We start from the raw sequence: 13,758 nt of genomic DNA on the forward strand, positions 1-13,758 counted from the left end.
CACCAATTCAGCTTCACGGACAAAAAAAGCTCCGGCGAGGTGTCCGCCGGAGCTCTTGATCTTTTGATGTGCTGGCCGGATGAAAGTTAGAGGCCGCCCGGGCCGCAGTCCTTGGCCAGGAAGTCGGACATCAGCGGCAACGTTTTTTCATAGTGGCTGGGATACCAGGGCATGCTGTGTGGCATGTCCGCGATCAGCTCGAACTTTGCAGGCACTTTGCCCTGTACCGCGTTATAGAAGCTGCGCGCGTGGAAGGACGGCGTGCGGACATCGCGGTCGCCCACGTACAGGAGGACGGGGATGGTGGCTTTCGCGGTGTTCTGCATGGGATCCATTCCCTTCACTGTTTGGCCTTGCAGGATCCGCTGCAGGCGGTTCTCGCTCCAGGAAACGCCCAGCCGCGCCAAGTCGGTCACCGGTGCACCGGCGATCGCACATTGGTACGGCGAGGGGCTGCGCACGGTAGCCGCTGCTGCGGCGAATCCGCCGTATGAGTAGCCGAAGATCGCAATGCGCTCCTTCGCCGCGATGCCTTGCTCCACCATGTACGCTGCAGCGTCGTCGTTGTCGTCCTGCATCTTCTGGCCCCACTCACGGTCACCGGCAATCCAGTGCTCACGGCCGAAACCGGTCGAACCGCGGTATTGCGGACGGATCACCGCATAGCCGCGCGAAGTGAAATAGGGCACCCATCCCGAGCGGTCCCAGCCTGTGTAATCGCGCGCCCACGGCCCGCCGTGCGGATGCACCAGCGTGGGTAGCGCGGTGCTGCCTTCTTTCCACCCGACCGGTAGGTCGATGATGGCAGGAATCTTGCGGCCATCACGTGCGGTGTAGGTCACCCAGCGCTGCTCGCCGATCTGCTTGCCATCGATCCACGGCCGTTCGCTGCCAAGCGTGGTCACGCTTTTATGGTCGCGAAGTACGTAATAGCTGACTGGCGACTGCGCGCTCTCGGTGGTGAACAGCACGCGCGATAGATCGTCGTTGTAGCCGGTGATAGTGACATCCAGGCCGGGGTATGCCTGCTTCAGTCCATCCTGCAACGCTTTCATCTGTGGGTCGACGTAGATCGTTTCACGCGTCGGGCCGTCCACGTGGAAGCCAAGCACCTGGTTGAAGTTGCTCGGGCGCGTGCCCAGTACCAGGCCTCCGATCGGATAGGTAGGGTGCGCGGCCAGCGGCTCCGGATCGAACTGACGGGTAGACGGGTCGTACAGGCGTGCCTGTACTTGCGGGGAAAATCGGTCGGTCAGGATGTACAGCTTCCTCGACGCTTCGTCGATGCCGATGACATCCATGGTGTAACGATCGGTCAGCTTGGTGGTGAGTGGATCGTGCTTCTCGAACTGCCCTGAGGTCGGGTTCTTGATCAGGATCTGCTGCTCATACTCATTGGTGCCAGCTGGCTCGATCTGCACGCGGGTCAGAAGCTCCCCATCACGTGGATTGAACAGGCCTGGCGAGGAGCGGGCGCCGCCGCGGAACAGCAGCTCGGTCTTGCCTGTGCGCAGGTTGAAGAGGTAGTAGTTGGCCGATAGGGTGGTCTGGTTTACTTGAGAAATGACGACCTTATCCGGGTCCAAGGGCAGGGCATGTACCAGGGAGGCGGAGCCGGCGATTTCCAGGCAGCGCTGGGTCTGCTCACTGATGCCCAGCTTGCGGGTGTTGTCGGCGAACGCCTCGTCGAACTTGACCTGGCTGGCGTCGGTCAGGTACGCCTTGGTCAGGAAGGTCTTCGTGGAGCCGATTGAGTTCCCCTCGCCGCAGCCGGCAAGCTGCGCAGTGAGTTCCTGGCGGCTCAGCACCAAATTCTTGCCGGCTTTCAGCGCACTGGCAGCGACAAATTTCATTCGGTCTCCGGAGGGAGTGATTGCCACCGGCCCGGCTTCGAGCTTGTCCATATCCCAGTTGGCTAGCGCGGTATCGCCGTTATTGCTGCCCGGAGCAGCGATGATGGCAACCAATTGCTTGCCATCGGCGCTCATGGTGACCGACTGAATGGCCGGAATCTTTGAAAAATCACCGACTGGAAGCTGGGAGGCTGTCGCTATCGAGACAGAGAGGGAGAGCAGGGACATGGCGGCGCTGAAACGCAGCGTACGGTTGATGCGCATGAATTGAGGCGTCCATTGCAATGATGTGACGAAGATGAACGATGCGTGAGTGTGAGTCAACGTTCTTTGGGGACGGTCGGACGACATGGAGGAGGAGCGCCTTGCAAACTGATTGACAGGCCTCAGCACGCGTATCATCTCCCGGCCATCCCCTTTTCTCGGAGTATCCGCAGTGAGTGCCAGCCAGTCGCGTCGTCCCCATGCCAGCCAAGTGCAGAAGGGGTTGTCGCCGCACCCGCGCGTGCGCAACGTGATCGCGGTGGGCTCGGGCAAGGGCGGCGTCGGCAAGTCGACCACAGCGGTCAACCTGGCCGTCGCGCTGGCCAAGCTCGGTGCGCGCGTGGGCCTTCTGGACGCGGACATCTATGGCCCCAGCGTACCGGCGATGCTCGGCTTGAGCGGCCGTCCGGAAAGCCCGGACAACAAGTCGATCGAGCCGATGCGCGCGTTCGGGGTGGAGACCATGTCGATCGGTTACCTGATCGAGGACGAGACGCCGATGATCTGGCGCGGTCCGATGGCGACCTCGGCAATGACCCAGTTCTTCAACGACACGTTGTGGGACGATCTGGATTACCTGCTGATCGATCTGCCGCCGGGCACCGGCGACATCCAGCTGACCCTGACCCAGAAGATTCCGTTGGCCGGTGCGGTGATCGTCACCACGCCGCAGGACATCGCCACGCTGGATGCGAAGAAGGCGCTGAAGATGTTCGAGAAGGTCGAGGTGCCGGTGCTGGGCATCGTCGAGAACATGGCCGTGCATACCTGCAGCAACTGCGGCCAGGTGGAGCATCTGTTCGGCGAGGGCGGCGGCGAGCGTATGGCTGCCCAGTACGGCGTACCGCTGCTCGGCTCGCTGCCGCTGGAAATCGGCATCCGCGAGCAGGGCGATGCTGGCACGCCGATCACCGCCGCCGCACCGGAATCCCTGGCGGCCCAGGCCTATCTGCGCGCTGCAGAGCGCCTGATCGAGGAAGTGGGCAAGCGCCCGCGCGCCAGCATTCCGATCCTGTCCTCGCTGATCTGAGCCGGGGCGGTCGCCGCGGCGGCCCCGCCTGCGCGTGCCGGGGCAGGGGGGCTGCGGCATAATGGCGGCCCCGAACCGGCGCAGCCCAGGACCCCCTTACATGAGCATCAAGAGTGACCGCTGGATCCGTCAGATGGCCGAGCAGCACGGCATGATCGAGCCGTTCGAAGCCGGCCAGGTCAAGCAGGCCAACGGCCAGCGCATCGTCAGCTATGGCACCTCCAGCTACGGCTACGACGTACGTTGCTCGCGCGAGTTCAAGGTGTTCACCAACATCAACTCCACCATCGTGGACCCCAAGCACTTCGATCCGGGCAGCTTCGTGGATATCGTCGGCGATGAGTGCATCATCCCGCCCAACAGCTTCGCGCTGGCGCGCACCGTGGAGTACTTCCGCATTCCGCGCGACACCCTGGTGGTGTGCCTGGGCAAGAGCACCTACGCCCGCTGCGGCATCATCGTCAACGTGACCCCGCTGGAACCGGAATGGGAAGGCCACGTCACCCTTGAGTTCAGCAACACCACGCCGCTGCCGGCGCGCATCTACGCCAACGAAGGCGTGGCACAGATGCTGTTCTTCCAGGCCGACAAGGACGATATCTGCGAAACCTCGTACAAGGATCGCGGCGGCAAGTACCAAGGCCAGACCGGCGTCACCCTGCCGCGGACCTGATCCCACGTCCCGGTGGTGCCGGCAAACCTACCGGTAGTGCCAGCCCACCTACCGGTAGTGCCGGCCGCTGGCTGGCACCAGACAGGACACAAGAAAAAAGCGCGGATCACTCCGCGCTTTTTTTTGATCCGTTGCCGGCCAGCGGCCGGCACTACTTGCCGCGGCCGAACAGCAGGCCAATACCAACGGCCACCAGCACCACCGGCCACCAGGTGAGGATCAACTTCCCCATGTTCATGTTGGTCCAGCCCAGGTTGCTGGCCAGCAGGAACAGGCCGACGAGGATCAGGACGATGGCGGCGACAAGGTTGGAACGCATCAGGGGCAGGGTCCGCTAGGGCTGGGGCGAATATCCTAGCCGTTCCTTCCAGTGCGCGACACGCTCGGCAAGCACCTGTGGCTCAAAACGATGTGCCTGCCCCTGGCCCCAGACGGGGCCCGGCCACGCCGGATCGCCGACATGGCGCCCGATCACGTGGAAATGCAGCTGACGCACGATGTTGCCCAGCGAGCCGATGTTGATCTTCTCGACCCCATCGGTGCCTTTGAGCGCCTTGCACGCCCGGTTCAATTCGGTGCGCAGCTTGTCCTGCTGCTCGCCGTCCAGATCAATCCACTCGGTCACGCCACTCAGGCGCGGGACCAGGATCAACCAGGGGTACCTTTCATCGTTCATCAATCGCACTTGCGATAACGGCCCTTCTGCGACCAGTACGCTGTCGGTGGCCAGGCGTGAATCCAGTTCGAACTCGCTCATCCAAGATGCTCCGCAAAGAAGTCCAGGGTGCGTTCCAGCGCCAGGTGGGCGCTGTCTGGATCATACGCATGTCCGACGCTGCGGTTGAAGGCGTGATCGGCCGGGTAGACGAAGGTGGCCATCTGCGGCAGCTTCTCGCGGTGGGCCTTGATCGCCTCCGGCGGGATGCTCTTGTCCTGCGCGCCGAAGTGGAACATGACCGGCGCTTTGGGCGTCTCGTCCAGATAGTTCACGTTGCGGGCGCCGTAATAGCTGACCGAGGGCAGCCCCAGGCGCAGGGCCGAGAGCAGGGCGATGCTGCCGCCCCAGCAGTAGCCGACGGTGCCGACCTTGCCGGCCGGGGCCAATCTCGAGGCGGCCGCCCGCACGATCTCCAGCGCCTTTTCGACCCCGAGCGCGTCGACCATGGCCAGGCCGGCGGCGACACCATCACTGTCGTAAGGCAGTTCCGGCGGTTCGGTGCCGTCCGGGGCCGACTCGGCCAGATCGAAGAACGACGGGGCCAGCACGGCATAACCCTTGGCGGCGTAATCGTCGGCCACCGCCCGGATGTGCGGGTTGGCGCCGAAGATCTCCTGGATCACCACCAGGCCCCCGCGCGGCTTGCCTTCCGGCGTCGCCTGCCAGGCGCGGACCGGTCCGTAATGCGTATCGAGTGTGATCCACTCACCCATGGTGCGAGACTCCCGTTGGTTCAGGCATTCATTATCGGCCCCGCGCGGGTTAGCGCGATGTCAGCGGGAATGCCGGATCTGGCGGGATGGGCCCGATCCGGTTCAGGGGCGCGGGCTGAACGCCGGTATACTTGCCGCCGTTTCCGGCCCCAGGTCCCCACGCCATTCCGGCATGGGCCCAGGCCCCCAGAGTCCTTGCGATCCATGTCCCAGCTGAACCCCAAAGTCGGCTTCGTCAGCCTTGGCTGCCCGAAGGCCCTTGTCGATTCCGAGCGCATCCTCACCCAGCTGCGGTCCGAGGGCTACGACATCGTTCCCTCCTACGATTCGGCCGACGTGGTGGTGGTCAACACCTGCGGCTTCATCGATTCGGCCGTGACCGAGTCGTTGGATGCGATCGGCGAGGCGATGAACGCCAACGGCAAGGTGATCGTCACCGGCTGCCTGGGCAAGCGCCCGGAGCAGATCCGCGAGGCCTACCCGAACGTGTTGGCGGTGTCGGGCCCGCAGGACTACATGAGCGTGATGGAGGCCGTGCACGCCGCGCTGCCGCCCAAGCACGATCCCTTCGTGGATCTGGTGCCCGACTATGGCATCAAGCTGACCCCGCGCCATTACGCGTATCTGAAGATTTCCGAAGGCTGCAATCACACGTGCAGCTTCTGCATCATCCCCTCGATGCGCGGCAAGCTGGTCTCGCGCCCGGTCGATGAAGTGCTGCGCGAAGCCGAACGCCTGGTGCGCGGTGGCGTCAAGGAACTGCTGGTGGTCTCCCAGGACACCTCGGCCTATGGCGTGGACGTGAAGTACGCCGAGCGCATGTGGCGCGACAAGGCCTACCAGACCCGGTTGAAGGCGTTGTGCGAAGGCCTGTCCGAGCTCGATGCCTGGACCCGCATGCATTACGTCTACCCGTATCCGCATGTGGACGAGATCGTGCCGCTGATGGCCGAGAACCGGATCCTGCCGTACCTGGACATCCCGTTCCAGCACGCCAGCCCGCGCATTCTCAAGCTGATGAAGCGCCCGGGTGCGGTCGACAAGACCCTGGAGCGGGTGCAGCGCTGGCGTCAGCTCTGCCCGGACATCACCGTGCGCTCGACCTTCATCGTCGGCTTCCCGGGCGAGACCGATGCCGAGTTCGAGGAACTGCTGAGCTTCCTGGACGAGGCGCAGCTGGATCGCGTCGGTGCGTTCGCCTACTCACCGGTCACTGGCGCGACCGCCAACGATCTGCCCGGTGCAGTGCCCGAAGAAGTGAAGCAGGAGCGTCTGGCCCGCTTCATGGAACGCCAGGCGGAGATCTCCGCCGCTCGCCTGGAAGCCAAGATCGGCACCGTGCAGCAGTGCCTGGTCGATGCCATCGAAGACGGTATCGCGGTGGCCCGTTCGAAGGCCGATGCGCCGGAGATCGATGGCCTGGTGCATATCCAGAATGCCGACGAAGCCAAGCTCCGTGTCGGTCAGTTCGTGGATGTCGAGATCACCGAGAGCGACGATCACGACCTGTTCGGTGACGCGATCATCGCGGCAGAAGCGCGCAAGCCGTTCGATCTGCAGGTGCTGTGATCGCAGTGGCGACGGCTGCCGATATCGGCGGTCGTCGCCGTTTCATCGCCCCGGCGCGAGATGCGGTGGATGCGGCCTGTTTTGCACAGCCGATCTACGCCGGGCTGGGCGACGTGCAGGATCTGATGGTGGCGCCGAACTGGCCCACCGTTGCATCGCTTGACGCACGCCTGGCGTTGCCGGACAAGCATCTGGTGGAGCAGGACGAGACGCTGCTGGCCGACGGCCTGCACTATGAAACCCGTATTGCCGAGCGCGGCCAGATCGCCACCCGTGCAGACAACTGGCACGACCTGTTCAACGCCCTGATCTGGGCGCGTCACCCCGACATCAAGCGCGCGCTCAACCGGCAGCAGTGCCGGCACATCGCGGCGATGGCGCCTGGGCAGCGCAACCGCGCGCAGGCCGCGTTGACCCAATTCGACGAGGGCGGCGTGATCGTGCGTGTGCGCGAACCGACGCTGCTGCGTGCGTGGGACCGGCATGATTGGGCGGCGCTGTTCGTGGACGGGGCAGAGCAGTGGCGACACGGCGGCATCGCCGTCGCCGCCGTGATCGGGCATGCGCTGCTGGAGCAGGCCTTGGTGCCGGAGCGCCTGCTGGTCGGCAAGTGCGTGGTGGTGAAGGGCGATGACGATGCCAGTGCGATTGCGTTGGTCGCGCAGGCAATCGCGGACGGTGTGCTGCTCAATGATCCCCTGGAACTGCGGCCGCTGCCGCTGGCCGGGATTCCAGGGTGGCACGCGCGGCAGGACGCGGGCTTCCATGCGCGGGCCGACTACTTCCGCCCGTTGCGCGAGGGCCGTGCGTATCCTGCAGCGCTGGGGTGATGCGGCGGCTGCTCTACCCCGCTGGTTTCCGGCGTTACGTGTAGATCCACGCCATGCGTGGATGCACCCTGTCAGCCGGGGTACGCCACCGACAGGATGGCAAACCCATGGCGGCCGCTGGGCAGCTCCACCTCGAACTCATCGTCCACGCGCTTTTTCAACAACGCGCGCGCCAATGGCGAATCGATGCTGATCCAGCCCGCACCGGCATCGGTCTCGTCCGGGCCGACGATGCGATACACGTGGATGTCGCCCGAGTCGACGTTCTCCAGCTCGATCGTCGCGCCGAAGAACACCGCGTTTGGATCGGTCGGGGCGGTCTCCACGATGCGCAGTGCTTCCAGTCGCTTGGTCAGATAGCGCACGCGCCGGTCGATCTCGCCCAGCTGCTTCTTTCGGTAGGTGTACTCGGCATTCTCTGAGCGGTCGCCTTCCGCAGCGGCTGCGGCCAGGGCCTTCACTACCTCCGGGCGCTTGTGCCGCCACAGTTCGTCCAGCTCGGTCTTCAACCGCTGATGGCCCTGTGCGGTGATCAGGGCCGTGCTTTTTTCCGCGGGGGGACGCCAACGCGACATCAGGTCTGCTTGTGCTCGTCAAAAGGTGCCGCGCCACAGGGCGCGACACGAAGTATCAGCGCTTTCCGCCGAAAATACCGCCCAGCAGGCCACGCACGATCTGGTTGCCCAGCTTGGTGCCGACGGTGCGCGTGGTCTGCTTGGCCATGGTTTCGATCATGCCCTGGCGGCGCTTGGTGCCGAAGATCGCATCCTTGATGCTCTGGCCGAAGCCGCCTTCCTGCGCCTCGTCCTGCTGGCGCGTACGGGCCTTCGGTGCATCGGTCTGCTCAACGGTCTTCTGCGCGCGCTGCGCCAACAGTTCGGCTGCCGATTCGCGGTTGATCGCAGTGTCGTAGCGGGTGCCCACCGGGCTGCCGGCGCGTACCTGCGCACGTTCGGTCTCGGTGATGGCACCCATCCGGCAGCGCGGCGGCGCGATCTGGGTCTGCTGCACGGGCGAGGGAATGCCCTTGTCCTGCAGCGTGGACACCAGCGCTTCACCGGTACCCAGCTTGGCCAGCGTGGCGGCCACATCCAGCTTCGGGTTGGGCACGAAGGTTTCGGCGGCGACCTTCACTGCTTTCTGGTCGCGCGGGGTGAACGCACGCAGCGCGTGCTGCACACGGTTGCCGAGCTGGCCGAGGATGTTGGCCGGCACGTCATCCGGGAACTGCGAGCAGAAGTACACGCCCACGCCCTTGGATCGGATCAGGCGGACGACCTGTTCGATGCGCTGCACCAGTGCCGGCGGTGCGTCATCGAACAGCAGGTGCGCCTCGTCGAAGATGAAGACCAGTTTGGGTTTTTCCAGATCGCCGACTTCCGGCAGCGTTTCGAACAGCTCCGAGAGCAGCCACAGCAGGAACGTCGAATACAGCCGCGGCTTGAGCACCAGCTGGTCGGCGGCGAGGATGCCGATCACGCCGCGGCCATCGTGGTTGACGCGCATGAGGTCGGCCAGCTCCAGCGCAGGCTCGCCGAAGAAGGCTTCGCCGCCGTCCTGCGACAGGCGCAGCAGCGAGCGCTGGATCGCCGCCACCGTCTGTGCGCTGACCAGCCCGTATTCGGTGGAGATGTCCTTGCGCTCCTCGGCGACCAGGCCGAGCAGGGCACGCAGGTCCTCCAGATCAAGCAGCAGCAGGCCGCGGTCGTCGGCCAGCTTGAACACGATGTCCAGCACGCCGGCCTGGGTGTCGTTGAGTTCGAGGATGCGTGCAAGCAGGGTCGGGCCCATCTCACTCACCGTGGTGCGCACCGGGTGGCCGAGCTTGCCGTACAGGTCCCAGAAAACGGTCGGGCTGGCGGCGGGCGCGTAATCGGCCACGCCGAGGTCGGTCGCGCGCCGCAGCAGCGCCTCGGTCCCGGCGCCGGCCACGGCCAGGCCGGACACGTCCCCCTTCACATCGGCCAGGAACACCGGCACGCCGATCCGCGAGAAGCCCTCGGCCAATGTCATCAAGGTGACGGTCTTGCCGGTGCCGGTCGCGCCGGCCACCAGGCCGTGGCGGTTGCCCAGCCGCGGCAACAGGGTCACGGGGATGTCGTCGGTGATGCCTTTGCCGAGCAGAATCGGGTCCATGGTCAACTCGCAGTGTGAATAGGCGGAATTCTAAATGTCGGCATGGGCTGGCCGGCAGACGGGTTGCCCCGATGCAAGCGGCGCGGCTACTCTGCCCCATCGTTCGCACACAGTGCCAAAAATGCCCGTTCCTGTCTTGCTTGTCCGTGGTTGGCCGCTGTTGGCCGTTGCCGCGATGCTGTCGATCGTCCCCGAGGCCCATGCCCAGCGCGTCTCCGCCCGCGACAAGGCCAAGGTCGAAGCGCTCGACCAGCGCATGACAGCCGCCGAGCGGCGCTACAACGCTGCGCTGGTGCTGGTGAACAACGCCGACCCCAAGGGCACCAACGAGGCCGACGCCGCGCTGGAGGACATGGAGGATGTGATCAGTGCCTGCGTGGCCCAGAAGGGCTGCCAGGTCAGCAATCTGCTGCCGACCTACAAGCGCCTGCTCAAGAACAACGCCGACAGCCAGCAGGACAGCGAGGACGGCACCGTCATCGCCGACGGCACCCTGCTGGAGGCCGACCCGGACCATGTCGGTCCGCTGGCCGCCGATGTGCCCGAAGCGGCGCGCGCCGCAGCGCTGCTCAATGACAAGCGGCACGCCTTCGACACCATGGTCGAGTACAACCCGGCCGTGCAGGCGGGCATCCGCCGCTGGCTGACCGACATGCGCCCGGCGCTGCTCACCAGCTATGAGAACTACCAGAACCTGCGTGCGGTGATGTGGCCGGAGTGGGAAAAGCGCGGCCTGCCCGAGGCGCTGCTGTTCGGGATCATGGCCAAGGAATCCAACGGGCGTGTTCACGCCTCCTCGCGCGCCGGCGCCGCCGGGCTGATGCAGTTCATGCCGGCCACCGGCCGCCGTTTCGGGCTGGGCCCGGACGGTACCGGCTTCGATACCCGCTTCGACGCCCGCAGCGCGGCCGAGGCCAGCGCGACCTACCTCAACGAACGCATGCGCGAGCTCAACAACAGCGTCGAGCTGTCGCTGGCCGGTTACAACGGCGGCGAAGGTCGCGCCATCCGCGTGTTCCGCCAGAACCCGGGGCAGGGCTTCTGGACCGACAGCGTCTACAACCAGTTCCCGGGCGAGACCAAGGACTACGTGCCGATGGTGATCGCCGCGGCGTGGATCTATCTGCACCCGCAGCAGTACGGCGTGGAATTCCCGAAGATCAGCGCGCAGCCGGCGACCATCCGCCTGGCCAAGTCGACCACGATCTACGAGCTGACCATCTGCCTGGGCAGCACCGGCACCCGCGACGGCTACATGCGCGCACTGCGCAACCTCAACCCACGCTATGAGGCCGACGGCTGGATTCCGGCCGGCACCATCATCAACGCGACCACCCGCATCGCTGGCCTCTACAACCGTTTCTGCGTCAGTGGCCCGCGCGCCGATCTGGCCCGCACCCTGATCACCGCCGATCTCAACGCGGCGATCGTTCGCCCCACGGCGGTGAGCTACACCGGCAACGTGGCGGTCGGCAGCGTGGTCCCGGTCGCCCAGGCCCAGGCGATGCCAGCGGTGACCCCGGCCGCCCCGGTGGCGGTCCCGGCCGCCAAGCCCAAGGCCAAGCCGGCGCGCAGCTACAAGGTCGGCAAGGGCGAGACCCTGGGCAAGATCGCCGCCAGGTTCCAGTGCGACGTGCCCACGTTGGCGCGGGCCAACGGCCTCAAGGCACCGGCCTATTCGCTCAGGCAGGGCCAGAGCATCAAACTGCAGGGCTGCGACAAATAAGCCATAACCGGGTAGGCTCGCCGACATCCCGCCTGCGGCCGCCCGGCCCAGCACATCCATCGCAGCGTCGGCCACGTGCCGGCGCTCGCCGCAACACGCATACAGGACAGCCAGATGGATATCACCGCAATCAACGAGATGTTCGCCAACATCCGTGAAAACACCGATTGGGACCTCAACGGCCCGATGCTGTGGGGCTACTTCTTCGTCAACACCACCCCGGAGCCGCTGCACGGCCTGGGCGAGAAGCTGGTCGAACTGGGCTACACCCTGGTGGAAGTGTTCGAACCGGATCTGGAAGAAGGCGAAGCCCCGTACCACGTGCTGCACGTGGAGCGCGCCGAGGTCCACACCGAAGCCTCGCTGGATGCCCGCAACCACGAGCTGCAGGCCCTGGCCGAAGCGAACGGCGTGGAAGACTACGACGGTATGGACGTAGGCCCGGTCGAGATCTGATCGGCGCGATCCGATCGAAACGGACACAACGAAAAACGCCCCGGGAAACCGGGGCGTTTTCATTGGTGCGGATCGCATGGTCTACCGTTACTTCAGGGTGGCCAGTGCCTGCCCCAGCTGCACGGCATGCTCGGCATCCAGATGCGGCGCGAAGTCGGCCACCCCCGGCGGCAGCAGCACGATCACGGTCGAGCCGTAATTGAAGCGCGCCATCTCCGCGAAGCGCTCCAGGGTGATGCCCTTGCCGCGGTAATCCTTGCGCGTGATCGTATCGCCGTAGGCCGGAATCTCCTCGCCGCCCCACACCGTCTCCACGCCGGAGACCAGCAGCGCGCCGACCATCACCGAGACCATCGGGCCGAAGTCGGTATCGAAGTGACAGACCAGGCGTTCGTTGCGGGCGAACAGCCCCGGCACCGTGTTCACCGCGGCCGGGCCGACACTGAACAACCGCCCCGGCACATGCACGGTCTCGCGCAGGGTGCCGGTCCACGGCATATGCACGCGGTGGTAATCCTTCGGCGACAGATACACCGTGGCGAACAGGCCGTGGTGGAACACCTCGGCATCCTTGGCATCGCCCAGCAGCTCGGCGGCAGTGAAGGATTGGCCCTTGGCCTGGAAGATGCGGCCATCTTCGATCTTGCCCAGCTGGCTGATCCGGCCGTCGGCCGGCATCACCAGCGTGCGCGGATCGGCATCGGCCACGCGCGCGCCCGGCTTCAACGCACGGGTGAAGAACTGATTGAAGGTCGGGTAGCTGCGCGGGTCCGGGTTGGCGGCTTCGGCCAGATTCACGCCGAACTTGGCGGTGACGGTGTCGATCAGCCAGCGCGAGACCCGCGGGTTGCTGGAATACGCCAGTCGGCGCGCCATCGACGACAGCAGACGATGGGGCAGGGCGTAGCTCAGCGTGGTCATCAAACTCATGGGGCGGATTTCTCGGTCAGCAGTTGCAGGTCGCGGGCGATCGCCTGCGCTTGGAAAGGAGGGCGGATCAGGCCGGCCAGGCGACCTTCCGGATCCAGCACGGCCAGGCTGGCCGAGTGTTCGAGGGTGTAATCCTCGGGATTCTCATCGAAGTGCTTGCCCGGCACCTTCTGGAACACGAAGCCCAGCGAGGTGGCGAAACGCTCCAGCGAGGGCACATCGGCCGTCGCGGCCAGGGTGTCCTTGTGGAACGCGTGCACGTACTCGCCCAGCCGTGCCGGCGTATCGCGCTCGGGATCGACCGAAATGAAGACCAGCCGCGGGCGCAGCGTCTCGGGCAGGGCCTCCCATTGTTTCTGGGCCTGGGCCAGATCGGCCAGCGTGGTCGGGCAGACATCCGGGCAGAAAGTGAAGCCCAGGAACACGAGGGTCCAGTGGCCCTTCAGCTCGCCCGGGATCAGCCGGGTGCCATCGGACTGGCTCAGATTGAAATCGGGCAGCGGTCGCGGCTGCGGATAGAACGTGATCGACTCGGTGGCGGGGCGGTCACCGCCCGGCTTGGGCGCGAAAACCTTCTGCGCCACGACCAGCCCCAGCCCGGCGGCGAGGGCGATCAGCAGGATGATGCCGACATTGCGGTTGAACATAAGGGCCCCGTCCCGGAAGTGGCCACCATGATAGAGGGATGCGGGCTGTGGAGCGAAGCTGCCGACTTTCGGCTCAGGGCGTCGGCACGGGTGGGTTTCCGGGACCCGCCGTGAATCCATCCCTGGAGTGATGCGTGATTCGTGCGCAACCCGCCTTGGCCTTGGCTGTTCCCGAAAGAACCAACTCACTGTCAACGGCGTGGTGGGGGTGGG

The 13,758-nt window shown here is 65.4% G+C and carries 14 protein-coding genes; 6 read left to right on the top strand and 8 right to left on the bottom strand.

Going from position 1 to position 13,758, the window contains the following annotated elements; translation table 11 throughout:
* Positions 1-86 precede the first annotated feature (86 nt).
* Complete coding sequence (locus tag AC13F7_RS05310; protein WP_482999500.1) at positions 87-2,081, bottom strand: S9 family peptidase; 1,995 nt, start codon at positions 2,079-2,081, stop codon at positions 87-89.
* A gap of 208 nt (positions 2,082-2,289) precedes the next feature.
* On the opposite strand from AC13F7_RS05310, the gene apbC reads away from it, so the two are divergent.
* Both apbC and dcd read left to right on the top strand, forming a co-directional pair.
* Positions 2,290-3,147, top strand: coding sequence for an iron-sulfur cluster carrier protein ApbC (gene apbC, locus AC13F7_RS05315; RefSeq protein ID WP_482999461.1), 858 nt, complete (start codon positions 2,290-2,292; stop codon positions 3,145-3,147).
* 100 nt (positions 3,148-3,247) lie between these two features.
* Positions 3,248-3,820 carry a dCTP deaminase gene (gene dcd / locus AC13F7_RS05320; RefSeq protein ID WP_019182646.1) on the top strand — a complete coding sequence of 191 codons (573 nt, stop codon included), beginning with the start codon at positions 3,248-3,250 and terminating at the stop codon, positions 3,818-3,820.
* 151 nt (positions 3,821-3,971) lie between these two features.
* Here the strand turns inward: dcd and AC13F7_RS05325 are convergent, their stop codons facing one another.
* Genes AC13F7_RS05325 through AC13F7_RS05335 form a run of 3 tightly spaced genes read right to left on the bottom strand, consistent with a single transcriptional unit; the run spans position 3,972 to position 5,251 of the window.
* Positions 3,972-4,139, bottom strand: coding sequence for a LiaI-LiaF-like domain-containing protein (locus AC13F7_RS05325; RefSeq protein WP_019182647.1), 168 nt, complete (start codon positions 4,137-4,139; stop codon positions 3,972-3,974).
* Positions 4,140-4,154: 15 nt separating this feature from the next.
* Entirely contained in the window at positions 4,155-4,577 is a 423-nt protein-coding gene (locus tag AC13F7_RS05330; protein WP_481468939.1) for an HIT domain-containing protein, read from the bottom strand.
* Entirely contained in the window at positions 4,574-5,251 is a 678-nt protein-coding gene (locus AC13F7_RS05335) for a dienelactone hydrolase family protein (RefSeq protein ID WP_482999462.1), read from the bottom strand. The genes AC13F7_RS05330 and AC13F7_RS05335 overlap by 4 nt, the downstream gene beginning before the upstream one ends.
* A gap of 204 nt (positions 5,252-5,455) precedes the next feature.
* Between AC13F7_RS05335 and rimO the strand changes: the two genes are divergently transcribed.
* Both rimO and AC13F7_RS05345 read left to right on the top strand, forming a co-directional pair.
* Positions 5,456-6,820 (top strand): 30S ribosomal protein S12 methylthiotransferase RimO, encoded by a 1,365-nt coding sequence (gene rimO, locus AC13F7_RS05340; protein ID WP_179458327.1) that lies wholly within the window; start codon positions 5,456-5,458, stop codon positions 6,818-6,820.
* A complete protein-coding gene (locus AC13F7_RS05345) occupies positions 6,817-7,650 on the top strand; it encodes a DUF3025 domain-containing protein (RefSeq protein ID WP_482999463.1) in 834 nt (277 codons plus the stop codon). The genes rimO and AC13F7_RS05345 overlap by 4 nt, the downstream gene beginning before the upstream one ends.
* 71 nt (positions 7,651-7,721) lie before the next feature.
* On the opposite strand, the gene greB is transcribed toward AC13F7_RS05345, so the two are convergent.
* Both greB and AC13F7_RS05355 read right to left on the bottom strand, forming a co-directional pair.
* On the bottom strand, positions 7,722-8,225 hold the full coding sequence (gene greB / locus AC13F7_RS05350) for a transcription elongation factor GreB (RefSeq protein ID WP_482999464.1): 504 nt from the start codon (positions 8,223-8,225) through the stop codon (positions 7,722-7,724).
* Between the two features lie 55 nt (positions 8,226-8,280).
* Positions 8,281-9,786 (bottom strand): helicase HerA-like domain-containing protein, encoded by a 1,506-nt coding sequence (locus tag AC13F7_RS05355; RefSeq protein ID WP_482999465.1) that lies wholly within the window; start codon positions 9,784-9,786, stop codon positions 8,281-8,283.
* 121 nt (positions 9,787-9,907) lie between these two features.
* On the opposite strand from AC13F7_RS05355, the gene AC13F7_RS05360 reads away from it, so the two are divergent.
* Positions 9,908-11,512 carry a transglycosylase SLT domain-containing protein gene (locus AC13F7_RS05360; protein WP_482999466.1) on the top strand — a complete coding sequence of 535 codons (1,605 nt, stop codon included), beginning with the start codon at positions 9,908-9,910 and terminating at the stop codon, positions 11,510-11,512.
* 114 nt (positions 11,513-11,626) lie between these two features.
* Positions 11,627-11,968 carry a ribonuclease E inhibitor RraB gene (locus AC13F7_RS05365; RefSeq protein ID WP_176989277.1) on the top strand — a complete coding sequence of 114 codons (342 nt, stop codon included), beginning with the start codon at positions 11,627-11,629 and terminating at the stop codon, positions 11,966-11,968.
* A gap of 87 nt (positions 11,969-12,055) precedes the next feature.
* Here AC13F7_RS05365 and asd read toward each other — a convergent pair whose 3' ends face one another.
* On the bottom strand, positions 12,056-12,898 hold the full coding sequence (gene asd / locus AC13F7_RS05370) for an archaetidylserine decarboxylase (protein ID WP_481468930.1): 843 nt from the start codon (positions 12,896-12,898) through the stop codon (positions 12,056-12,058).
* Positions 12,895-13,545 (bottom strand): SCO family protein, encoded by a 651-nt coding sequence (locus AC13F7_RS05375; protein ID WP_482999467.1) that lies wholly within the window; start codon positions 13,543-13,545, stop codon positions 12,895-12,897. Before AC13F7_RS05375 ends, asd begins: the two co-directional genes overlap by 4 nt.
* Positions 13,546-13,758 lie beyond the last annotated feature (213 nt).

The sequence above is a fragment of the Stenotrophomonas sp. K-6 genome, from assembly GCF_056861555.1.

Coding starts and splice junctions, on each gene's coding strand:
- greB (WP_482999464.1), bottom strand. CDS start 8,225: ATGTCGCGTTGGCGTCCCCCCGCGGAAAAAAGCACGGCCCTGATCACC.
- asd (WP_481468930.1), bottom strand. CDS start 12,898: ATGAGTTTGATGACCACGCTGAGCTACGCCCTGCCCCATCGTCTGCTG.
- AC13F7_RS05360 (WP_482999466.1), top strand. CDS start 9,908: ATGCCCGTTCCTGTCTTGCTTGTCCGTGGTTGGCCGCTGTTGGCCGTT.
- AC13F7_RS05375 (WP_482999467.1), bottom strand. CDS start 13,545: ATGTTCAACCGCAATGTCGGCATCATCCTGCTGATCGCCCTCGCCGCC.
- AC13F7_RS05335 (WP_482999462.1), bottom strand. CDS start 5,251: ATGGGTGAGTGGATCACACTCGATACGCATTACGGACCGGTCCGCGCC.
- AC13F7_RS05325 (WP_019182647.1), bottom strand. CDS start 4,139: ATGCGTTCCAACCTTGTCGCCGCCATCGTCCTGATCCTCGTCGGCCTG.
- AC13F7_RS05330 (WP_481468939.1), bottom strand. CDS start 4,577: ATGAGCGAGTTCGAACTGGATTCACGCCTGGCCACCGACAGCGTACTG.
- AC13F7_RS05365 (WP_176989277.1), top strand. CDS start 11,627: ATGGATATCACCGCAATCAACGAGATGTTCGCCAACATCCGTGAAAAC.
- AC13F7_RS05310 (WP_482999500.1), bottom strand. CDS start 2,081: ATGTCCCTGCTCTCCCTCTCTGTCTCGATAGCGACAGCCTCCCAGCTT.
- rimO (WP_179458327.1), top strand. CDS start 5,456: ATGTCCCAGCTGAACCCCAAAGTCGGCTTCGTCAGCCTTGGCTGCCCG.
- dcd (WP_019182646.1), top strand. CDS start 3,248: ATGAGCATCAAGAGTGACCGCTGGATCCGTCAGATGGCCGAGCAGCAC.
- AC13F7_RS05355 (WP_482999465.1), bottom strand. CDS start 9,786: ATGGACCCGATTCTGCTCGGCAAAGGCATCACCGACGACATCCCCGTG.